We start from the raw sequence: 21,228 nt of genomic DNA, 5'->3' as shown, positions 1-21,228 counted from the left end.
TCCCATGACCACCACTGCGACCCGCCCGGGCGCCCTCGCGGCGTCCGGCCACCCCCTGGTCCGCCCTGACGCCGCCAAGCACCTGACCGACGAGCAGGTCGAGGAGCTCGGCCGTGAACTCGACGCCGTCCGCGACGAGATCCTGGCCAAGCGCGGCAGTACCGACGCCGCGTACATCCGCCGCGTCATCAAGGTCCAGCGCTCCCTCGAGTTCGCCGGGCGCGGAACCCTCCTGTTCAGCAAGTACAAGCCCGCCTGGTTCGCCGGCACGGCCATGCTGAGCCTCGCCAAGATCCTCGAGAACATGGAGATCGGGCACAACGTGCTGCACGGCCAGTGGGACTGGATGCGCGATCCGGACATCCACTCCACCACCTGGGAGTGGGACTTCGTGACCCCCGCGCGCTCGTGGCAGCACACCCACAACGACCTGCACCACCGCTGGACCAACGTCATCGGCAAGGACAGGGACGTCGGATACAACCTGCTCCGCATGGACCCCGATCAGCCGTGGAAGCCGTTCAACCTCGGCAACCCCCTGTACAACGCGATCCTCGCGCCGGTCTTCGAATGGGGCATCGCCCTGTACGACCTCGAGATCCCCGAGTACAAGGAGGGCCTGAAGTCCAAGGAGGCCATGAACCGCGACCTCAAGGCCGTGGGCGTCAAGGTCGTCAAGCAGTTCTCCAAGGACTACGCCGCCACGCCTGCCGTCGCGATGCTGACCGGCTCCGGCAAGCAGGCCCTGTACGGGACGCTCGCCGCCAACGCCATCCGCAACTTCTGGGCGCACGCCGTCATCTTCTGCGGCCACTTCCCCGAGGGGACGGACACGTTCACCGAGGAAGAGGTCGAGGGCGAGACCCGCGGTGACTGGTACGTCCGCCAGATGATCGGCTCGGCCAACATCTCCGGCTCGAAGTTCATGCACCTGATGACCGGCAACCTGTCCCACCAGATCGAGCACCACTGCTTCCCCGACCTGCCCTCGAACCGGTACGCCGAGGTCGCGGTCAGGGTCCGTGAGATCTGCACCCGCTACAAGCTCCCCTACACCACGGGTCCCCTGCCCAAGCAGGTCGGTTCCACCTGGGCCAAGATCTTCAAGCTCGCCCTGCCGCCCCGCAGGTCGAAGACCGCGACGGCGTAAGGCCCCGAGTACGCGAGAGCGCCGCCGTCCTTCCGGGGCGGCGGCGCTTCCTCGTTGCCCCTCAGCACGGAGGACAGGGATTACCGGCCGAAGCGCTGTTCGGCGGTCACTGCTGTCCTCTCGACGCCGGACCGGCGTCACACGGCGGCGTCCTCCTCCGCCAGGATGGCGTCCACCTGCCCGAGGGCGCCCTTCAGCCCCTCCTCCATGCCCATCTCCACCATCTGGTCGAGCTGCTCGAGCGATTCGAAACCGGTGACCAGCGTCATGCGCGTCCTGCCGCCGAGGTCCTCGAGCGTGACGACGGCGTGGGTCCGGCCGAGTTCGTCCATCGGCTCCCGGTTCTCGTTCGCGAAGCCGTCGTCGAAGGTGAGGCGGGTGGGCGCGTCGATGCCGGTGATGATCCACCAGCCGTGCGCCTTCTCGCCGTCCGGGCCCGTCATGTAGTACTCGGCGCGTCCGCCGACCACGAAGTCGTAGGTGTCGAACGTCGCCGGCCACGTGGGCGGGCCCCACCACCGTTCGAGCCGGCGGGGATCCTCCCAGGTCCGCCAGACCCGCTCGACGTCGGCGTCGAACTCGGCGACGAGCCGGAAGTTGAGTTCCTGCGTGTCCTTCTCCGCACTGATGACCGCCATGATGGTGCCTCCCTATGTCCGATCCTCGTCCTGGGCGAGGATGTCCCCGATCCGGTCGACGCGCTGCCGCCAGATCCTCTCGTAGTCGTCGAGCAGGCGGCGGGCCTTCTGCACGCCGTCGACCTCTCCCCGCACGATCTGCTCCCGTCCGCGCTTCTCCTTCGTGACGAGTGATGCCCGCTCGAGCACCGCCACGTGCTTCTGCACGGCGGCGAAACTCATGTCGTACTGCTCGGCGAGTCCGGATACCGAATACTCGGCGACGAGGACGCGCGCCACGATGTCCCTCCGTGTGGCGTCGGCGAGCGCCTGGAACAGGCGGTCGACCTCGTCCTCCTGCATCTGATTTACAACCATGTGGTTGTACGTTACGCGCGGCGGCGCTGCCCGTCAAGACTCCGGATCAGGGATCCTGACGGACCCCGTGTCGACAGGGCAGGAACGACCACCCACAGCGTCAAGAGGCGGTCATCGCTGTCCTCCCGATGCCGCAGGACACCAGGACGGCGGCGTGACACCCGTTATGGCGGGCCCTCCGGGAGCCTGCAAGACTGGGCCCATGACCCGCGGAATCTATGTGAGCGCCATGACCAACGGCTCCGGCAAGTCCCTGATCAGCCTGGGACTCGCCGACATGCTGCACCGGCACGCCGACCGCGTGGGCTTCTTCCGGCCCATCGTCGAGGGGAGCGACCCCGCCGCCGACCCCATGGTGATGCTCATGCAGCGCGGCTTCAACCTGCCGGAGAGCCGCGCCCGCGGGGGGCTGACCCGCGCCGAGGCCCGCGCCCTGCTCGTGGCCGGCGACCGCGCCGAGATCGATGCCCGCTGCGTCGCCATCTACAGCGAGATCGCTGCGGAGTGCGACGTCGTCATCGTCGAGGGCACGGACCTCTCGGGCAACGACGCCGCCGTCGAGTTCGACCTCAACGCGCGCCTCGCCAACAACCTCGGTGCCATGGTGCTCGCCGTCGTCAGCGCAAAGGACATGTCCGTCGACGAGGCCGCCGACGCCGTCGACGTCGCCCGCCGCGAACTCGACGCCGCGAAGGTGTCCCTCCTCGCGATGATGGTCAACCGGGCAGCGGACGACGCCGTCGCCTCCATCAGCGAGCACGTGCGGCCCGGGAAGTCCGGGCGTCCCGTCTACGTCATCCCGGAACTCGCGGAGATCTCCCAGCCGACCGTCTCCGAGGTGTCGAAGGCGCTCGGGGCACGCCAGATCGCCGGCAACTCCAACCTCGAGCGCGACGTGACGAGCGTCCGCGTGGCCGCCATGAACGTGGGCAACTTCCTGCACCTGCTGACGGACGGCGCCCTCGTGATCGTCCCGGGCGACCGCGCCGACGTGCACGTGGCGACCCTCGCGTCGTCGTTCTCGCCCGAGTTCCCGGTGCCGTCGGGCATGGTGCTGACCGGCGGGCTCGCCCCCGAACCCAGCATCCTCGCCCTGCTCGCCCAGGCCCCGTTCCCCGTCTTCGCGCTCGACGACGACACCTACACCGCGGCGCGCCGCGTGAGCGAGGTGCGGGGCGAGATCGCCAGCGGACTGCGCCGCAAGGCAGCGGCCGCCCTGGGCGCCTGGGCGCGGCAGGTGGACGAGAACGAGCTGCTGGAGCGCCTCGAACTCCCCCGGCCGGTCAGCATGACCCCGCTGCGCTTCCTGCACGAGCTGATCCAGCGGGCGCGGGCCGAGCGCCGGCACATCGTGCTCCCTGAGGGAGGGGACGTCCGCGTGCTCAAGGCCGCCGAGATCCTGCACCGTCGCGACGTCTGCGACCTCACGGTCCTCGGCCCCGAGGCCCGTGTGCGCGAACTCGCCTCGGGACAGGGCATCGACCTCACCGGGATCACGCTCATCGACCCCGCGACGTCGGAGCTGCGCGATGAGTTCGCGGCCGAGTACGCCCGGCTCCGCGCCCACAAGAACGTCTCGCTGGACCAGGCCCGTGAGCGCATGCTCGAAGGGGCATATTTCGGGACCATGATGGTGCAGCTCGGGAAGGTGGACGGCATGGTGTCGGGGGCGGCCCACACCACGGCGAACACCATCCGGCCCGCGCTCGAGTTCGTGAAGACGAAGAACGGCGCGAAGATCGTCTCGTCGGTGTTCCTCATGCTCCTGCAGGACCGCGTCCTCGTGTACGGGGACTGCGCGGTCAACCCGGATCCGAACGACGAGCAGCTCGCGGACATCGCCGTGGCCTCCGCGGAGACCGCCGCCCAGTTCGGGGTGGAGCCCCGCATCGCGATGCTCTCCTACTCCACGGGCGAGTCGGGCTCCGGTGGGGCCGTCGACGAGGTACGCCGCGCCACGGAGATCGTGCGCCGGCAGCGCCCCGACCTCGCCGTCGAGGGGCCCATCCAGTACGACGCCGCCGTCGACGCCTCGGTCGCGGCCTCCAAGCTCCCCGGCTCCACGGTGGCGGGGCAGGCGACGGTCTTCATCTTCCCGGACCTCAACACCGGCAACAACACCTACAAGGCGGTCCAGCAGTCGGCCGGCGCGGTCGCCGTCGGGCCCGTCCTGCAGGGTCTGCGCAAGCCGGTCAACGACCTCTCACGCGGCTGCACCGTCGAGGACATCGTCAACACCGTGGCCATCACCGCCGTCCAGGCGCAGCAGCCCGCCTCCTGACCCCCTACCTACCCGTCTCCCCGCCTCCTCTCGGACAGGACCCCATGATCATCCTCGTCATCAACTCCGGCTCCTCCTCGCTCAAGTACCAGGTCCGGGAGGGCGACGACGTCCTGGCGGAGGGACTGGTGGAACGCATCGGCGAGGCCGACGTCCCCGACCACGCCGCCGCCCTGGACCGCGTGGACGGCGAGGTCGCGGCAGCGCTCGGGGACCGCCGGATCGACGCCGTCGGGCACCGCGTGGTGCACGGCGGCGAGCGCTTCAGCGAGCCCGTGCTCATCGACAACGAGATCACGCGGGCCATCGAGCGCCTCAACCCGCTCGCGCCCCTGCACAACCCCGCGGCCGTCACCGGCATCCGGGCTCTCACCGAGAAGTGGCCGTCCATGCCGCAGGTGGCCGTGTTCGACACCGCGTTCCACCGGACCCTGCCCGAGCACGCCTGGCGCTACGCCGTGCCGGACGAGCTGTACCGGAGGTTCGGCATCCGCCGCTACGGCTTCCACGGCACCTCCCACGCCTGGGTGGCCCGCGGGGCCGCCGACCTGCTCGGCTCCGACACGTTCACGGGCGTGATCGCGCACCTCGGCAACGGCGCCTCCGTCACGGCCGTGCGCGACGGCGAGAGCATCGACACCTCGATGGGCTTCACACCCCTCGAGGGCCTGGTCATGGGGACCCGCTCGGGTGACATCGATCCGTCCATCCTGCTGTTCCTGCTGCGCGAGGGGTACTCGGAGCAGGACCTCGACACGCTCCTGAACCGCAGCAGCGGGCTGAAGGGCCTCGCGGGCACCAACGACATGCGCTCGGTCACCGAGGCCGCCGACAGGGGCGAGGACCGCGCGCGGACCGCCATCGAGGTGGCCTCCTACCGGCTCGCCAAGTACGTGGGCGGCTACCACGTGGCCGTCGGCGGGGCGCAGGCGCTCGTCTTCACCGCGGGCATCGGCGAGAACGCCGCAGCCTTCCGATCCGCCGTCGTCGCCAAGCTGGGCGCGCTGGGCCTGGACCTCGACGAGGAGAAGAACGCCGAGCGCAGCAAGGAGGCCCGCGTCATCAGCTCCGAGGGGTCGGCCTTCCCCGTCCTCGTGGTGCCGACCGACGAGGAGGCGGCCATCGCGGAGGCGACGGCCGCCGTCGTCGACGCCTCCTGAGACGGCCCACGACGCTGCCCTCAAAAGGCGGTCGAACCGGTCCCGGGCAGGGCGGCGTCCGTACTCCACGCAGCGGGACGCCCTAGATCGTCTCCCACGACCAGTTCGACACGAGATCGGTCACCCCGAGCTCACGCAGCCGCCGGTTCCCGAGCAGGCTCTCGTCGAATCGCGCCCCGCCGCACCACGCGCCCACGCGCGGTGCACGGCCGGCAAGGCGGGTGAGCCGGTGCACGACATCCGTGACCTCGGAGGTCACCGTCGCCGGTGTGATCTCGTCCGCCATGCGATGCGTGAGCGTGTGGAAGCCCAAGGCGTGCGTCCGGGCCAGCCGGCTCAGCTCGTCGTCGCCCAGCGTGCCGGCACGGTCGTCCTCGACCTCGACGGCGATGGGCAGGATCACGACACGGAGTCCGAGCCGTTCGCAGATCGGGACGATCATCCGTGCCGCGTCCTCGTACCCGTCGAACAGGAGCACGACGACACGCGGGCCGGATCCCCCGTCGTCGCCGGCCAGGACATCCCGGAGCCTCGCCAGCTTGGCCAGCCGCCGGTCCACGGCCTCGAGGTGGTCCGGAGAGACGTCGTGGAAGTTCAGGGCCACGAGCGGGATCGCCCGGAGCTCGTCCCGGGACCACCCGGCGCCCTCACTCTCGAGCAGGGACTCCCCGAGGACGCTCTGCAGGACGTAGGCCTCGTACGTGAACGGCGCGGGCCGACGGAGCGGCTCCGGGAGTTGGCCGAGGACGCCCGGCACCAGGGTGGTCGGGTCTGCCCCGGCCGCGACGGCGGCGTCGTCGAGCAGGACCACCGACGCTCCCCCGGGTCGCTCACCCTGGTCGAGGATGTAGCTCTCGAGCTCGTCCTCGCTCTGTCCCGTGCTCATCGCACCGTCGGATTCGTCGGATTCGTCGGGGCCGGCGCGCTCGTCGGAGGCACTACCGCTCCCCGAGGACGAGCCGGGCGGTGTGCCGGCCGGGCTCACGGTACAGCGGCAGCAGCCCGGCCGCGACGGCGCCGACGGCGTCCCGGTCCAGCCACGCCGGACCGCCGAGCCGCTCGACGGCCTCGGTCGTCAGGATCACCTCGCGCCAGCCGTCACCGCCGGGCCGCCGGCCCACGCGCGCGAGATCGTCGCGACCGTCGTCGATCAGCCTCCGCACGCCTGCCTCGCCGATCCGGGAGTAGGCGACGGTCTCGACCTCGGTCCCGGGCACCACGACCTTGACCGCCCGGGCCGCGCCGTCGTCGGTCGATCCGGGAGGAGTGAGGTCGGCGACGAGGATGTCGAGACCGTGCTCGGCCATGATCGCCGCCGGATCGGCCCCCGGGCTGGTGGGCAGGTCACCGAACCGCACGGCGGACCGGCGGGAGAACAGCGTGGCGTCCAGGCGAGCCCGCACCGCCGCCATCTGCTCCGGGCCGGCGGTCAGCCAGCCCACGGTCGCGTCGAGGACGCGCGGCTCCTCGGCGGTCGGATCCACGGCGGACAGCGCGTCGTCCAGGTAGTCCGCCGGCGCGACACGTCGGACCGCGGCCAGGGGGCCGTGCATGAAGGCCTTGCGGGCGCGGGCCGACGCGAACTCGAGCACGGCCTTGCGCAACGCCACGTCCCGGTCGGGATGTGCGGCCTCGCCGCAGGCCGTCGCGACGACGAGATCGTCGCCGGGCGCGTGCCCGACGACGTACAGATCGGGTACGCCGCGATCGGTCGAGGCGATCTTCACCAGCACCTCCACCCCGGCCGCGCGGAGGGCTCCGAGCGCCTGGCGGGTCTCGGCGTCCCCGTCGTCCGGGCCGAGCTCGACGACGGCGCCGCGGTCGAACGCCCGGAACGTGAGGCCGTTGCCGTCGCGCTGGAGGATCTCGAGGACGCCGTGGACGACGGCCTGCCGCAGGCCGGTCCCCGCGCCCATCCCGTTCGCGACGGGCATCAGCAGTCGCCCGCCCGTGTCCCGGCCGTCCAGCTCCGAGGGACTGCTCGCGACGAGGTCGACCGGCACGAGCACGGTCTCCCCATCGAGCTCGAGGGTCGGCGCGCCGTGGGGGCCGGAACCGCGCGTGCCCCGGGCGGCGAGGGCACGCCGCATCGGCACCCAGGTCAGGACCATGTCGTCGGAGTAGGGGGAGCCCACCGGCAGCCCGAGGGTGCGCGGGTCGGCGACTCGCGTCGCGCCGCGACGACGTCGGAGCTCACCGTACGACGCCGTCGTCCGTTCGAGGCGCGCGAACGCCAGGAGGGAGAAGGCGCTCTCGACCGTCTCACCCAGGGCACCGACGCGCGCCTGCGCCGCCGACGGACCGTACCCGACGCCGCCGAGAGCCGCCCCGGAGCCCCGCCACCAGGTCGCCCAGGTCGGGACGCCGATCCGGTCGAGGCCGTCGATGGCGAACTGCGCGCGCAGCCCCGGCAGCGCCGCTTCGTAGGCCTCCGCGGCCGCAGCCAGCGCCCCCTCGTCCGGCTGCGAGGTCCCGCTCCTGTGCATCATGCCCCCAGTGAAGCACACGCCCTGCCGGTCCTGGCGGGGCGGAGGGCGGCGCTCCGGCAGACTGGAGCCATGACGATCCTGCGTATCGCCCTCCTGTTCGTCCTGGCCGCCCTCGCGGAGATCGGCGGGGCGTGGCTCATCTGGCAGGCCGTGCGCGAGGGGAAGCCGTGGTGGTGGGCGGGGCTCGGCGTCATGGCGCTCGGCGCCTACGGGTTCGTCGCGACGCTGCAGGCGGACGCGAACTTCGGCCGGATCCTCGCCGCGTACGGGGGCATCTTCGTGGCGGGATCGCTGGCGTGGGGCGTCCTCGTCGACGGCTTCCGTCCCGACCGCTGGGACGTGCTCGGCTCGGCGGTGTGCCTCGTCGGCGTCGGACTGATCATGTTCGTGCCGCGCACGACGGCGTGACGGGCGGCGGCCTACACCGCCCCCAGCAGCCGTGCCAGCCCGGCCGCGAGCGCACCCACGGCGACGACGACGAGGAACGGCGCCCGCAGGCGGAGCGCGACGGCGGCGGCCACGAGGGCCATGAGGCGGGCGTCGACGACGAGGGCCCGGCCCGAGGCGAACGTGTTGACGGCCGTCAGTGCCGCGAGCAGGCCGATGGTCAGGGAACCCGCGACGCGCAGCATCCTCGGGTTGTCGAGCAGCTTCGCGGGCACGAGGTAGCCCGCGAACTTCGTGGCGACCGACACGGCGCACGCCAGCAGGATCCAGGCCCAGAGGCTCATGCGTCCCTCCGTGCCGGGCCCGGGCCGGAGGGGTACGGCTCGACGTCGGGCTCCAGCCCCTCGGTGGCCGGCCCGAGACCCGCGAGACCGAGGACCGCGGCGACCACGGCCGCGACGAGGATCGGGACGCCCGCGGGCACGAACGGCACGGCGAGGAGCGTCACCACCGCGCAGGCGACGGCGATGGCAGCCGGCTCCTTCGTGCGGATCCGGGGCCAGAGCAACCCGAGGAACGCGGCGACGGCGGCGCCGTCGAGCCCCCAGCGGGCGGGATCGCCCATGGCGTTGCCCGCGAGCGCGCCGACGAGCGTGAACAGGTTCCATAGCACGAACACGCCGATCCCGGCCGCCCAGAATCCGCGGCGCTGCTCGTCCGGATCGATCTGGCCGGTGGCCGTGGCCACCGATTCGTCGATGGTCAGGTGCGCGGCGGGCAGCCTCGCCCAGCGGGAGGGACGCAGCAGGACGTTGATCTGCATGCCGTAGACGCCGTTGCGGATGCCGAGGAGCGCGGCCGCCGACATCGCGGAGATGCCGCTGCCCCCGCCCGCGATGACGCCGATGAAGGCGAACTGGGAGCCGCCGCTGAACAGCAGGAGGCTCAGGGCCATGGTCTGGAGGAGGTCGAGCCCCGCCGTGACGGACAGTGCGCCGAAGGACAGTCCGTACAGTCCCGTGGCGATCGCCACGGAGAGGGCGATGCGGACCGCCGGGGATTGGAGAAGCGCCACCTCCCCAGCGTAGGCGAGGCGATACCCGGCTTCCCATCTGTGTCGAAGGGGTGAATAGTAGGAAAGGAAAGCCTACTTACTACCCGGAGGAGAACACCATGAAGGCAGTGACATGGCAGGGCAAGCGCAATGTCAGCGTGGAGAACGTCCCGGACCCGCAGATCCAGGAGCCCACGGACGCGATCGTCCGCATCACCTCGACCGCCATCTGCGGTTCGGACCTGCACCTGTACGAGGTCCTCGGCCCGTACATGCACAAGGGTGACATCCTCGGGCACGAGCCGATGGGCATCGTCGAGGAGGTCGGCGCGGGCGTGACCAACCTGAAGGTCGGCGACCGGGTGGTCATCCCCTTCAACATCTCCTGCGGTTTCTGCTTCATGTGCACCCGCGGCCTCCAGTCGCAGTGCGAGACCACCCAGGTCCATGCGAAGGGATCGGGGGCTTCGCTGTTCGGTTTCTCGGAGCTGTACGGCTCCGTCCCGGGCGGCCAGGCGGAGTACCTCCGCGTGCCCTACGCCGACTACGGTCCTGTGAAGGTGGGGCACGAACTCCCCGACGAGCGCTACCTCTACCTCTCGGACATCCTGCCCACGGCCTGGCAAGGCGTGAACTACGCGGACGTCCCCGACGGCGGCGTCCTCGCGGTCTACGGTCTCGGCCCGGTCGGCCAGTTCGCCGCGCGGATCGGCAAGTACCTCGGCCACCGCGTCATCGCCGTCGAACCCGTGCCGGAACGCCGCGACATGGCGAAGCGCCACGGCATCGAGACCATCGACTTCTCGAAGGACACGGCCGAGGAACTCCGCAGCATGACGAACGGCCGCGGTCCGGACGCCATCGTCGACGCCGTCGGCATGGAGGCGCACGGCTCACCCGTCGGCGCCTTCGCGCAGAACGCCGTCGGCGTCCTGCCGGACAGGCTCGCCCAGAAGGTCATGGAGACCGGCGGCAGCGACCGCGTGGCGGTCCTCCACTCCGCGATGGACGCCGTCCGCCGTGGCGGCACCGTCTCGCTCAGCGGCGTCTACGGCGGGTCGGCCACCCCCATGCCGCTGATGAGCATGTTCGACAAGCAGGTCCAGTTCCGCATGGGCCAGTGCAACGTGCGCCGCTGGACGGACGAGCTTCTGCCGATCGTCGAGGAGGCCTCGGACCCGCTGGGCGTCACGGACCTCATGACGCACGAGGTCTCGATCGACGAGGCCCCGGCCGCCTACAAGAACTTCCAGAAGAAGACGGACGGCACCATCAAGGTGGTCCTGAAGCCGCAGGGCGTCACGGCCTAGTACCGGGACTCCCGGCGACGAGGCCCCTGACGATGGCCCGGGACTACTCCCGGGCCATCGCCTCGTAGGGACCGGCCTCGCCGCGCACGGGCTGCAGCGCGTCGGCGGCCCGCACCAGCGCCAGGTGCGAGAAGGCCTGTGGGAAGTTGCCCGCCATCCGGTTGTTCTCGGCGTCGTACTCCTCGGACAGGAGGCCGAGCTCGTTGGAGTAGCCCACCAGCTGGTCCATGAGCCGCCTGGCGTCGTCCTGGCGGCCGCTGTGCGCGTACTGCTCGACGAGCCAGAAGGAGCACGCGAGGAAGGGGTGCTCGCCGGGCTCGAGCCCGTCGTCGGAGTTGCCGGTGCGGTAGCGCAGCAGCAGCCCCTGGTCGTTCACGAGGTCCCGTTCCATCTGCTGCACGGTGCCGAGCATCATGGGGTCGTCGTAGGGGAGGAAACCCACCTGCGGGAGCTGCAGCAGGGAGGCGTCGAGCTCGGTCCCGCCGTAGACCTGCGTGAACGCGTTCAGCTCCCGGTTGAACCCGCGCGCCAGGATCTCCTCGCGCAGCCGGTCCCGCAGCGACACCCAGTGCTTCATCGGCCCGGGGAGCCCGTGGTCACGCACGGCACGGACGGCGCAGTCGAAGGCGGCCCACATCATGACGCGGGAGTGCGTGAAGTGCTGCGGGTCGCCCCGCATCTCCCAGATGCCGTGGTCGAGGTCGTCGAGGTGCTTCTCCGCGAAGCCGAGCAGCGCCCGCTGCAGGGGCCAGGAGAAATGGTCCTCGGTGACGCCCTGGCCGCGCATCTTCTCGAGTGCCACCATGACCTCCCCGACCACGTCGGCCTGGTACTGGTCCACGGCACCGTTGCCGATGCGCACCGGCACGGAGTCCGCGTAGCCGGGGAGGTGGCCGAGCTCCCGCTCGGGCAGGTGCCGCTCGCCCGCGACCCCGTACATGATCTGCAGGTCCTCGGGATCACCGGCGACCGCCCGCAGCAGCCAGTGGCGCCACCCCAGCGCCTCCTCGGCGAACCCGTGGGTCATCATGGCCTCGAGCGTCAGCGCCGCGTCCCGCAGCCAGCAGAACCGGTAGTCCCAGTTGCGGCCGCCGCCGAACTCCTCGGGCAGCGACGTCGTCGGCGCCGCCACGATGCCGTCCGTGTCCTCGTGGGTGAGGGCGCGCAGCACGAGCAGCGAGCGCTGCACCGCGTCGGAGTATTCTCCGTCCCCCACGATGCTGGCACCCCAGGCACGCCAGTAGCTGATCGTCGCGTCGAGCGCGTCGTCGACGTCGAGTCCCTGCGGCGTGTCGCGGTGCGACGGGTACCAGAGCAGTTCCAGGTCGACGACGGCGCCTTCGGCCACCTCGAACGTGCCCTCGTGGCGGTGGTTGCTCGCCCGGAGCCGCGGTCCGCGCAGCGCCAGCGCGTCCGGGCCGGCGATGGCGAGGAGCACCGGGACGCCGTCGTCCGTCCCCTGGGTGACCCACGGGAGGACCTCGCCGTAGCCGAAGCGGATCTCCAGTTCCTGGTGCAGGGTGACGGTTCCGCGCAGGCCCTGGATACGCCGCACCACGTTGGCCCGGCGGTCGGTGACCGGCATGAAGTCCGTGACGAGCACCTCGCCGTCGGGGGTCCTCCAGTGGGTCTGGAGGACGAAGGTCGAGTCGATGTAGCTGCGGTCCACCACCTCGGCCTCGGGGTGCGGCGGGGCGACCAGCCAGCGGCCGTGGTCGGGCGTGCCCAGCATGGCGGCGAAGACCGAGTCGGAGTCGAACCGGGGGAAGCAGAGCCAGTCCACGCTGCCGTTCCTGGAGACCAGTGCACCCGTGTGGAGGTCGGAGAGGAGCGCGTAATCCTCGATCGGCGATTGCATCCTCTTACTCAACCACAGCGGCCCCGCAAGGTCGTGCGGCTACTGCCCGTTGCCGTTCAGGGCGAGCCGGATCCGGGCCGGGTAGTCCGACGTCATCTCCTGGACTCCGAGCCCGGCGAGGAACAGGGCATCCTCCGCGGTGTTCACCGTCCAGGCACGCACGCGCATCCCCGCCTGGATCCACCCGCGCACCCGGTCGGGGTGGTCGCGCGCGTACTCGACGCCGGGACCCGCGATGCCGACCTCCTGCGCGTCGATCAGTTCCTCGCCCTCCTTCAGCGCCCTCTGCAGGACCGCGATCAGGGCGCCCTCGGCGATCGAGCCGAAGCTCAGCGCGTCGCGGACCTCCTGCGGCTCCACGTCCGCGACCAGCTGGCACAGCATGTGGTGCGGGGCCGACTCGGCGAGCTGCCGCATGGAGTCCGGGTTGAAGCTCATGAAACTGATCTCGATGGAGTCCAGCATCGACGACTCCGGATCCCACCCCTCATCCATGAGGAACGCGATCAGGGCCTCCTCCAGGCGCAGCCCGAAGGGGCTCGGGTGCTTCAGTTCGATGGCGAGGCGGATCGGCCGCCCGGCAGCGCGCAGGAGGACCAGCAGGTCCGTGAGGGTGAGGAACTGCCCGCCGGCGTCGCCGTAGGCGGAGGGGATGCCCACACCCTTCCAGGAGGACACGTCGAGCGTCCTCAGTTCGTCCACGGTGCGGTCGGCCACGTCCCCGGAACCGCTCGTCGTCCGGTCCAGCGTGGTGTCGTGGATGCACACCAGGTGTCCGTCACGGCTCAGGTGCACGTCGCATTCGACGCCGTCGACGCCGTCCGCGAGGGCCTGCAGGTAGGCGGCGCGTGTGTGCTCGGCGTAGGTGCCGCTGCTGCCGCGGTGGGCGAAGATCACAGGGGGCACGGAGCAGCCCTTTCCGTCGTCGGTGGTGTGCGTATCACGGTACGTGACCCCGTCAGCGGCACACCATCGGCCCGCCGTCCTCCTCGTCCGGTAGGTCCGCCTCGATAGACTCGGGAGGGTGAATGCTCAGATGACCGGTACCGACACCGAGCGGGCCGAGGCCCTCCGCCGCATGAAGCTGCTGGCGACCGCGCTGCTCGGGGTGATGGCCGCCATCTTCCTCGTGGCCTTCGCACTGCAGGACACCTACCCGTGGCTCGAGTACGTGCGCGCCGCTGCCGAGGGTGGCATGGTGGGCGCCCTCGCGGACTGGTTCGCCGTCACGGCCCTCTTCAAGCACCCGATGGGCATCAAGATCCCGCACACCGCGATCATCCCCCGCAAGAAGGACCAGATCGGGGAATCGCTCGGGCAGTTCGTGGAGGAGAACTTCCTGTCCGAGGACGTGGTGCGGGCCAAGCTCGACTCCGCGCGGATCGCCCAGAAGGCCGGCGCCTGGCTCGAGAAGCCCGAGAGCGCGGACCGGGTGGCCGTCGAGGGTGCCGCCCTGATCCGGGGCATGTTCACGGTCCTGAACGACGACGCCGTGCAGGGCGTGATCGAGTCCATGGTCCGCAAGCACCTGCTGGATCCACCGTGGGGCCCGCCGATCGGCGGCATCGCCGAGCGCATCTTCGCCGAGGGGCACCACCACCAGCTCGTGGACCTGCTCGTCGACCGGGCCGGCGACTGGGTCGATGCGAACTACGCCGTGGTCACGCGCGTCGTGGCGCAGCGCTCCCCCACGTGGGTGCCGCGCCTGGTCGACGGCGTCGTGGGCGACCGCGTGCACGCCGAGCTGTCCAAGTTCATCCGCGCCGTGCAGGACGACCCGCGGCACGACGTGCGCCTCGCCATCGACAAGTACCTCCGGGACCTCGCGCAGGACCTCCAGCACAAGCCCGAGACGATCGCGAAGGCCGAGGAGATCAAGGGGCAACTGCTCGACGACCCACGCGTGCGTGACCTCACCGCGCGCACCTGGGCCACCATCAAGAACGCCCTGCTCGAGGCCGTCAACGACCCCGAGAGCGAACTGACGTCCAAGTTCAAGGCCGCCGTGCGCGACTTCGGGTCCCGGCTGACGAGCGATGCCGAACTGGCCGGGAAGGTGAACCGCTGGATCGCCGACGGCGCCTCCTACGCGGTGCGGACCTACCGCAGCGAGATCGCCGGCGTCATCTCCGAGACGGTGGGCCGCTGGGACGCCGAGGAGACGTCCCGCAAGATCGAACTGCAGGTCGGCAAGGACCTGCAGTTCATCCGCATCAACGGCACCGTGGTCGGGTCGCTGGCCGGGCTGCTGATCTTCGCGCTCGCGAACGCGATCTTCGGCTAGGCGCGCTTCCGCGCTCCGGGCTCGGGGAGCTGCAGCACGTCGGCGAGATCGCCGGGGATGGTCTGCGGGAGCGGGCCGAAGGCCTCGCGGGTGGTCTTGATGACGCCCTTGCCCATGAGGTGGTTGCCCGTCCCGCCGATCACCGCGCCCGCGCCGAAGGGCAGGGCCCGCCCGAGCATGAAGCCGCCCTGCTTGGCGAGGAACTTCTTCAGGAAGCGCCGCTGGATGGACCCCGTGACGGTCTTCACGAGTGAGGACGGCGCCGATTTGTTGACGAGCTGCCCCCAGTACTGGGGGGCACCCTGGCCGGCCGACGCGCCGAGGATGGAGCGGATCAGCGCCGTGCCCTCCTCACCCATGAGGATGGCCATCACCATGGCGCGGGACCGCTCGGGGTCCTGCGTGTTGACGCCGTGCAGTTCGGCCACGGATTCGGCGTACAGGGCGGTGGCCTCGAGGAACCCGACCGTCGCGGCCGCCGAGAGCCCCAGGGACGCCACGGTGCCGACGGCGGGCACGGCGGCGGTCGCGCCGACGGCGGCGCCGGCCAGTGTCGTCGCGCGGAGGTAGTCACGCTCGAGCAGGCGTGCCAGTTCTGCGGGGGACGCGTCCGGGTGGCGACGGCGCAACCGGTTCAGGTTCGAGAGGATCAGCGGCCGCTGCACGTCCAGGGCCCGCTCGATGCCGCGGAGGATCGCGGGCTTGGGGTTGCCGTCCTTGTCGAACAGCGTTCCGTTGGCAGCCTTGACTGCGGGGTTCTCCTTGTTTCGGCCGAACATCGTGGTCCTTTCCGCGGGTGGATCGACGTGCCCCTCGGGATCGAGTCTAGGTGGGGTGCGCCGTGTCGGGTCGGCGTTCTGCTGGTGGCGCAGAGCCGTGTCTACAGGGTCGGGGTAACAGGAAAGGGCGCCACCGTTGTCGGTGACGCCCTTGCTCAGCTGTCCCCCCGGGTGCAGCTGGTGCCCGGAACTAGACGCGCGAGCCGCGGCGCTTCGTGATGGCGCCGTAGATGACGAGCACGATCAGCGCGCCGATGACGGCGAACAGGATGGACATGAGCGAGAAGGTGCCGCCGAGGTCGACGCCCAGGAGGCTGCCGCCGATGAACCCGCCGAGGAATGCGCCGATGACGCCGAGCAGCATGGTGACGATGATGCCGCCGCCCTGCTTACCGGGCAGAATCAGCTTGGCGAGGGCGCCCGCGATGAGGCCGAGGATGAGGAAACCGATGAAACTCATTAGATGCTCCTTTGAGTGATTTTCAGTGGCCCGCCCGAGGGTGGCCCACTGCCTGATAGTCCGATGCACCGCAGTGCAGCTTTGTCCCACTGTACTTCATCAGCATGCTTAGGGTGCAATCCTAGCACCACGTTAATCCTGCTTATCAAGACGTCGGCCCGGATCTTTTCCGAACCGTTGCGCAGGCCGCGCCACCCGAACGCCCAACGCCCAGATCCGCGCCGTGACGCGTAACACACCCTAGGCTGTGCCTCAGCGGTGCCACCCGGGGAGGAAGTGGCACAAGACGTTAACCGCTGGGGAATTCTCCCGAAACACTCGTCAGGACAACCCGAAGGAGTTCTTGTTATGCGAATCGGTTCATCGATTTTCCTTATTGCACTGGGTGCAATTCTCGCTTTCGCCATTCAGGCGGATGTCATCAGCATCGTGGACATCAACCTGGTGGGCTACATCCTCATGGCGGTCGGCGTGATCGGCCTCATCGCCTCCCTCCTCCTGGCGGCGCCCCGCCGGCAGAACAGGGTATCGGAGTCGCGGTCCCTCGTCGATCCCGCCACCGGGGAGACCATCACGCGTCGGGAGACGCGCGATACGGGCCTCTAGTACCCGATCGCAGAACCGAAGGGCCGGAGCATCGCTCCGGCCCTTCGGCATCTGCGCTTGTTTTTGCTCACCGGCCGATGTGCTTGACGTCACACCTAAACCGGAGATAGAGTCACTCAAACAAACACAAAACCACATCCTGCCGGTGACGGCAGCAGACGATGGAGTCGCCATGTTCGCGGAAGAGCGCTATCGACAGATCAGCACCCTCGTCTCCGCTGACGGGCGCGTCACGGTGGCCGGCCTCTCCTCACGTTTCGGCATCACGAAGGAAACGGTCCGCCGTGACCTCGCGCTGCTCGAGAACGACGGCGTCCTGCGGCGCGTGCACGGCGGCGCCATCGCCGGCAGCGGCGCGACCACCCACGAGCCGAGCCTCCTGAGCCGCTCCACGCAGCACTCGCCCGAGAAGAAGCGCATCGCCCAGGCCGCACTCTCCCTCACTCCCGAGACCGGAGCCGTGGTGCTCGACGCCGGCAGCACCACGGGCGGCCTGGCCGAGCTGCTGGTCGACGAGGGGCGCCCCGGGCTCTCGGTCGTGACCCATTCCGTTCCCATCGCGGCCCTCGTCTCCGGTGCCGGCCTCAGCGTCGAACTCGTCGGCGGGCGGGTGCGGGCACTGACGAGCGCGGCCGTGGGCAGCAGTACCGTGGCGCACTTCGCCCGCCTGCGCGCCGATATCGCTTTCATCGGCGCCAACGGGATCAGCCCGGGCTTCGGCCTCAGCACTCCCGACGTCGACGAGGCGGCCGTGAAGACCGCCATCGTCCGCTCCGCCCGGCGCGTCGTGCTCCTGGCGGACTCGTCGAAGTTCGACGAGGAAACCCTGATCAGCTTCGCCACCCTGGAGGATATCGATGCACTCATCACCGACCGCGCACCGCGCAGCGGCCTTGCGACCGCCCTCACCGACGCCGATGTGGAGGTGATCGTGGCATGATCCTGACCCTCACCGCGAACCCCAGCATCGACCGCACCGTCGACCTCAGCGCGCCCCTCCTGCGCGGCGCCGTCCAGCGCGCCACGCACGTGGTGCAGGAGGCAGGAGGCAAGGGCGTGAATGTCAGCCGGGCCCTGGCCATGTCCGGCACCCGTACGCTCGCCGTCCTCCCGGGCGACGACGACGACCCCGTCCTCGCAGGCCTCCGCTCCGTGTCCGTCCCGTTCCGGAACCTGCCGATCGGTGCGTCCCTCCGCATCAACACGGCCATCACCGAACCGGACGGCACGACGACGAAGATCAACGAGCCCGGACCGGAGCTCTCGCCGGGGCGACTGGAGGACCTCCTCGCCGTCGTCGTCGCCGAGAGCGACGGCGCGGACTGGCTGGTCCTCGCCGGATCCCTGCCGCCGGGCGTCCCCCCGACCTTCTACACGCGGGTCACGGCGGCGGTCCGGGAGACCTACGGGTCCTCCGCCCCGCGCGTGGCGATCGATTCCTCCGGGGAACCCCTCCTCGAGGCGGCCGGCGGCGTCCCGGCACCCGATCTGCTCAAACCCAACGCCGAGGAACTCAGCGAACTCACCGGGATCGGTTCCGGCGACGAGCTGGAGCAGGACTTCGAACTGGCCGCCAAGGCCTGCGCGGTGCTGATCACCGCGGGGGTGGGTGCGGTCCTGGCGACCCTTGGAGCCAAGGGCGCCCTGCTCGTGACGAACGCGGGAGCCTGGCACGCCGTGCACCCGCCCGTCACGGCGCGTTCCACGGTCGGTGCGGGAGACTCCGCGCTGGCCGGCTACCTGCTGGCGCACAGTGCAGGCGAACTCCCCGAGAACTGCCTGCGCCAGGCCGTCGCCCACGGATCGGCAGCCGCAGCCCTACCCGGCTCCACCGTTCCCTCCCTCGACCAGACGACGCCCGGCGTCGTCGTGGTCACGCCCCTCATGGTCACGCTGCCCGTGATCGAACCAAGCGCTACCGGACCCCTCGCAGGGTCCCTCGCACAGGAGGAAATCTGATGTCCGATCTCATCACTCCGGAGCTTGTGACTCTGGACAAGGACCTGGGGACCGAGAGGTCCACGGTGATCCGCTACCTCGCGGAGCAGGTCGCCGCCCAGGGCCGCTCCACGGAGGTCGACGGCCTGTACGCCGACGCCCTCGCCCGGGAGAACAAGACCTCCACGGGTGTCCCCGGAGGCATCGCCATCCCGCACTGCCGTTCCACGGCCGTCTCGGATGCAACCCTCGTCATGGCCCGGCTCGCACCGGCCGTGGACTTCGGCGCGAAGGACGGCCCCGCGGATCTCGTCTTCTTCATCGCAGCACCCGACGGCGCCGACCAGGAGCACCTCAAGCTGCTGTCCAAGCTCGCCCGGTCGCTCATCAAGAAGGACTTCACCGCTGCGCTGCGCGCCGCACGGACACCGGACGACGTCGTCGCGCTGGTCAACGGCGCGCTCGGCCTCGGGGACGCCCCGACGGCCGGCGGCGCGGGAGCGCACACCGCCGGCGCGGCCGGGACCGCCGGGACCGCCGGGACTGCAGCCGGAGCACGGACGAACGAGGCCGCGGCGACGCTCGGCACCTCGCCCGGGGGGACCGACACCACGGGACCCGCCGTCGAGCACGGCCGCTCCACGGAGACCCAGGTGCGCCGCCTCGTCGCCGTGACGGCCTGCCCCACCGGCATCGCCCACACCTACATGGCGGCCGACTCCCTCGTCGCGGCAGCCAAGGAGCGCGGCATCGACCTCCAGGTCGAGACGCAGGGCTCCTCCGGCGCCACGCCACTGGACCCCGCCGTCATCGCGGCCGCCGACGCCGTCATCTTCGCCGTCGACGTGGACGTCCGCGACAAGCAGCGGTTCGCCGGCCTGCCGGTGATCACCTCGCCCGTCAAGCGCGGTATCGACGAGCCCGGTGAGATGGTCGAGGAGGCCGTCGCGGCCGCCCGGAACCCCAACGCCCGCAGGGTCGCCGGCACCGCCGGCGGCGAGCAGACCGACGACGACGGCGGCCGGGACGGCATCGGCAGCACCCTGAAACGCGCGCTCCTCACGGGCGTCAGCTACATGATCCCCTTCGTCGCCGGCGGCGGCCTGCTGATCGCCCTCGGCTTCCTGCTCGGCGGGTACCTCATCACCGAGACCGCCGACGCCGTGGTCCTCGAGAACAGCCTCGGGAACCTGCCGGCAGGAGGGCTGGGCGAATACCTCGGAGCCGTGGCCTTCAAGATCGGCCAGTTGTCGCTCGGATTCCTGGTCCCCGCCCTCGCCGGCTACATCGCGTACGCGCTCGCCGACCGGCCCGGCATCGCACCCGGCTTCGTCGCGGGAGCCGTCGCCGGCTTCATGGGTGCGGGCTTCCTCGGCGGCATCGTCGGCGGCCTGCTCGCAGGGTACGTCGCCATGATGATCGGGCGCCTCTCCGTGCCGCGCTGGCTGCGCAGCCTGATGCCCGTGGTCATCATCCCGCTCGTGGCGTCCATCGTGGCGTCCGGCCTGATGTTCCTCGTACTCGGCGGCCCGATCGCCGCGATCACCGTCGGCCTCAACACCTGGCTGTCCGGGCTGACCGGCACGGCGGCGGTGGGGCTCGGCGTGATCCTCGGACTCATGATGGCCGTCGACCTCGGCGGCCCGGTCAACAAGGTCGCCTACTCCTTCGCCGTCGCCGGCCTCGGGGCCGGATCGCTCGACAACCCCGCGCCGCTGCAGATCATGGCGGCCGTCATGGCGGCCGGCATGGTCCCGCCGCTCGCCATGGCCCTGGCCACCCTGATCGACCGCAACCGCTTCACCGAGCCCGAGCGCGAGAACGGCAAGGCCGCCTGGCTGCTGGGTGCCGCCTTCATCTCCGAAGGAGCGATCCCGTTCGCAGCGGCGGACCCGCTGCGCGTCATCCCGGCGTCCCTCCTCGGTTCCGCCGTCACCGGCGCGATCGTCATGGGCACCGGCGTCACCTCGCAGGCTCCGCACGGCGGCCTCTTCGTGTTCTTCGCGATCGGGAACTTCGCGATGTTCCTCATCGCGATCCTGGTGGGCACGGTCGTCTCCGCACTGGCAGTGATCGCCCTGAAACGCTACGCCAGGAGCAAGAAGAACACGCCGGTCGCCGAGCCGGTTGCAGCCTGACCCTCCGGTCCGGTTGGCTGTACCTGAACCCGTTCACGAAAGAAGGAGCACATCATGGCAGAACGCAAGGCAACCGTGGCGAGTCGCGTGGGACTGCACGCCCGTCCGGCCTCCATCTTCGCGGAGGCCGCCGGTGAACTCCCCCTCGAGGTCACCATCGCCATGGACGGTGAGCCCGCAGAGGAGGCGATGGACGCCTCGAGCATCCTCTCCCTCATGAGCCTCGGCGCCTCGCACGGCGACGTCATCGTCCTGCGCGCCGAGGGCGATGGTGCCGAGGAGGCACTCGAGGCCCTCGCGCGCATCATCGAGACGGACCACGACGCCGAGTAGGACCCC

At 70.5% G+C, this 21,228-nt stretch carries 21 protein-coding genes; 11 read left to right on the top strand and 10 right to left on the bottom strand.

What is annotated here, in order from left to right; translation table 11 throughout:
* Positions 1–4: 4 nt before the first annotated feature.
* Positions 5–1,150, top strand: a complete 1,146-nt coding sequence (locus ACX80K_RS09855; protein WP_459271677.1) for a fatty acid desaturase family protein — start codon at positions 5–7, stop codon at positions 1,148–1,150.
* Positions 1,151–1,287: 137 nt separating this feature from the next.
* Here the strand turns inward: ACX80K_RS09855 and ACX80K_RS09850 are convergent, their stop codons facing one another.
* Positions 1,288–1,788, bottom strand: a complete 501-nt coding sequence (locus ACX80K_RS09850) for an SRPBCC family protein (protein WP_459271676.1) — start codon at positions 1,786–1,788, stop codon at positions 1,288–1,290.
* A gap of 12 nt (positions 1,789–1,800) precedes the next feature.
* Positions 1,801–2,145 carry an ArsR/SmtB family transcription factor gene (locus tag ACX80K_RS09845; RefSeq protein WP_459271675.1) on the bottom strand — a complete coding sequence of 115 codons (345 nt, stop codon included), beginning with the start codon at positions 2,143–2,145 and terminating at the stop codon, positions 1,801–1,803.
* A gap of 202 nt (positions 2,146–2,347) precedes the next feature.
* On the opposite strand from ACX80K_RS09845, the gene pta reads away from it, so the two are divergent.
* Both pta and ACX80K_RS09835 read left to right on the top strand, forming a co-directional pair.
* Positions 2,348–4,426, top strand: a complete 2,079-nt coding sequence (gene pta / locus ACX80K_RS09840; protein WP_459271674.1) for a phosphate acetyltransferase — start codon at positions 2,348–2,350, stop codon at positions 4,424–4,426.
* 44 nt (positions 4,427–4,470) lie between these two features.
* Complete coding sequence (locus ACX80K_RS09835) at positions 4,471–5,586, top strand: acetate/propionate family kinase (RefSeq protein WP_459271673.1); 1,116 nt, start codon at positions 4,471–4,473, stop codon at positions 5,584–5,586.
* A gap of 82 nt (positions 5,587–5,668) precedes the next feature.
* On the opposite strand, the gene ACX80K_RS09830 is transcribed toward ACX80K_RS09835, so the two are convergent.
* A complete protein-coding gene (locus ACX80K_RS09830) occupies positions 5,669–6,472 on the bottom strand; it encodes a polysaccharide deacetylase family protein (RefSeq protein ID WP_459271672.1) in 804 nt (267 codons plus the stop codon).
* A gap of 52 nt (positions 6,473–6,524) precedes the next feature.
* Positions 6,525–8,075, bottom strand: a complete 1,551-nt coding sequence (locus tag ACX80K_RS09825) for a YcaO-like family protein (protein ID WP_459271671.1) — start codon at positions 8,073–8,075, stop codon at positions 6,525–6,527.
* Between the two features lie 69 nt (positions 8,076–8,144).
* Here ACX80K_RS09825 and ACX80K_RS09820 point away from each other — a divergent pair, with 69 nt between their 5' ends.
* Positions 8,145–8,483: a YnfA family protein gene (locus ACX80K_RS09820; RefSeq protein WP_459271670.1), complete on the top strand. Its 339-nt coding sequence runs from the start codon at positions 8,145–8,147 to the stop codon at positions 8,481–8,483.
* Between the two features lie 11 nt (positions 8,484–8,494).
* Here ACX80K_RS09820 and ACX80K_RS09815 read toward each other — a convergent pair whose 3' ends face one another.
* Both ACX80K_RS09815 and ACX80K_RS09810 read right to left on the bottom strand, forming a co-directional pair.
* Complete coding sequence (locus ACX80K_RS09815; protein ID WP_459271669.1) at positions 8,495–8,806, bottom strand: AzlD domain-containing protein; 312 nt, start codon at positions 8,804–8,806, stop codon at positions 8,495–8,497.
* Positions 8,803–9,537, bottom strand: coding sequence for an AzlC family ABC transporter permease (locus ACX80K_RS09810; protein ID WP_459271668.1), 735 nt, complete (start codon positions 9,535–9,537; stop codon positions 8,803–8,805). The genes ACX80K_RS09815 and ACX80K_RS09810 overlap by 4 nt, the downstream gene beginning before the upstream one ends.
* Before the next feature lie 98 nt (positions 9,538–9,635).
* Between ACX80K_RS09810 and ACX80K_RS09805 the strand changes: the two genes are divergently transcribed.
* Positions 9,636–10,826 (top strand): zinc-dependent alcohol dehydrogenase, encoded by a 1,191-nt coding sequence (locus tag ACX80K_RS09805; protein WP_459271667.1) that lies wholly within the window; start codon positions 9,636–9,638, stop codon positions 10,824–10,826.
* A 43-nt stretch (positions 10,827–10,869) separates the two neighbouring features.
* On the opposite strand, the gene ACX80K_RS09800 is transcribed toward ACX80K_RS09805, so the two are convergent.
* Complete coding sequence (locus tag ACX80K_RS09800) at positions 10,870–12,684, bottom strand: glycoside hydrolase family 15 protein (RefSeq protein ID WP_459271666.1); 1,815 nt, start codon at positions 12,682–12,684, stop codon at positions 10,870–10,872.
* A gap of 39 nt (positions 12,685–12,723) precedes the next feature.
* Positions 12,724–13,590 carry a glycerophosphodiester phosphodiesterase gene (locus ACX80K_RS09795; protein ID WP_459271665.1) on the bottom strand — a complete coding sequence of 289 codons (867 nt, stop codon included), beginning with the start codon at positions 13,588–13,590 and terminating at the stop codon, positions 12,724–12,726.
* Between the two features lie 130 nt (positions 13,591–13,720).
* Between ACX80K_RS09795 and ACX80K_RS09790 the strand changes: the two genes are divergently transcribed.
* Entirely contained in the window at positions 13,721–14,968 is a 1,248-nt protein-coding gene (locus tag ACX80K_RS09790; RefSeq protein WP_459271737.1) for a DUF445 domain-containing protein, read from the top strand.
* On the opposite strand, the gene ACX80K_RS09785 is transcribed toward ACX80K_RS09790, so the two are convergent.
* Positions 14,965–15,747, bottom strand: a complete 783-nt coding sequence (locus ACX80K_RS09785; protein ID WP_459271664.1) for a hypothetical protein — start codon at positions 15,745–15,747, stop codon at positions 14,965–14,967. The two genes, ACX80K_RS09790 and ACX80K_RS09785, sit on opposite strands and share 4 nt — an antisense overlap.
* A gap of 190 nt (positions 15,748–15,937) precedes the next feature.
* Entirely contained in the window at positions 15,938–16,207 is a 270-nt protein-coding gene (locus ACX80K_RS09780) for a GlsB/YeaQ/YmgE family stress response membrane protein (protein ID WP_459271663.1), read from the bottom strand.
* 348 nt (positions 16,208–16,555) lie between these two features.
* Between ACX80K_RS09780 and ACX80K_RS09775 the strand changes: the two genes are divergently transcribed.
* From ACX80K_RS09775 to ACX80K_RS09755, 5 genes are all read left to right on the top strand, one after another.
* The gene (locus tag ACX80K_RS09775; RefSeq protein WP_459271662.1) at positions 16,556–16,813 is read left to right on the top strand and encodes a DUF6458 family protein; all 258 of its coding nucleotides are present in this window, start codon (positions 16,556–16,558) and stop codon (positions 16,811–16,813) included.
* 172 nt (positions 16,814–16,985) lie between these two features.
* On the top strand, positions 16,986–17,753 hold the full coding sequence (locus tag ACX80K_RS09770) for a DeoR/GlpR family DNA-binding transcription regulator (RefSeq protein WP_459271661.1): 768 nt from the start codon (positions 16,986–16,988) through the stop codon (positions 17,751–17,753).
* A complete protein-coding gene (locus tag ACX80K_RS09765) occupies positions 17,750–18,772 on the top strand; it encodes a 1-phosphofructokinase family hexose kinase (protein ID WP_459271660.1) in 1,023 nt (340 codons plus the stop codon). Before ACX80K_RS09770 ends, ACX80K_RS09765 begins: the two co-directional genes overlap by 4 nt.
* Positions 18,772–20,889, top strand: a complete 2,118-nt coding sequence (locus ACX80K_RS09760) for a PTS fructose transporter subunit IIABC (protein WP_459271659.1) — start codon at positions 18,772–18,774, stop codon at positions 20,887–20,889. Before ACX80K_RS09765 ends, ACX80K_RS09760 begins: the two co-directional genes overlap by 1 nt.
* A gap of 54 nt (positions 20,890–20,943) precedes the next feature.
* On the top strand, positions 20,944–21,222 hold the full coding sequence (locus ACX80K_RS09755; RefSeq protein ID WP_459271658.1) for an HPr family phosphocarrier protein: 279 nt from the start codon (positions 20,944–20,946) through the stop codon (positions 21,220–21,222).
* Positions 21,223–21,228 lie beyond the last annotated feature (6 nt).

Source organism: Arthrobacter sorbitolis (assembly GCF_054510995.1).
This window is presented reverse-complemented; position numbering and strand designations above follow the sequence as displayed.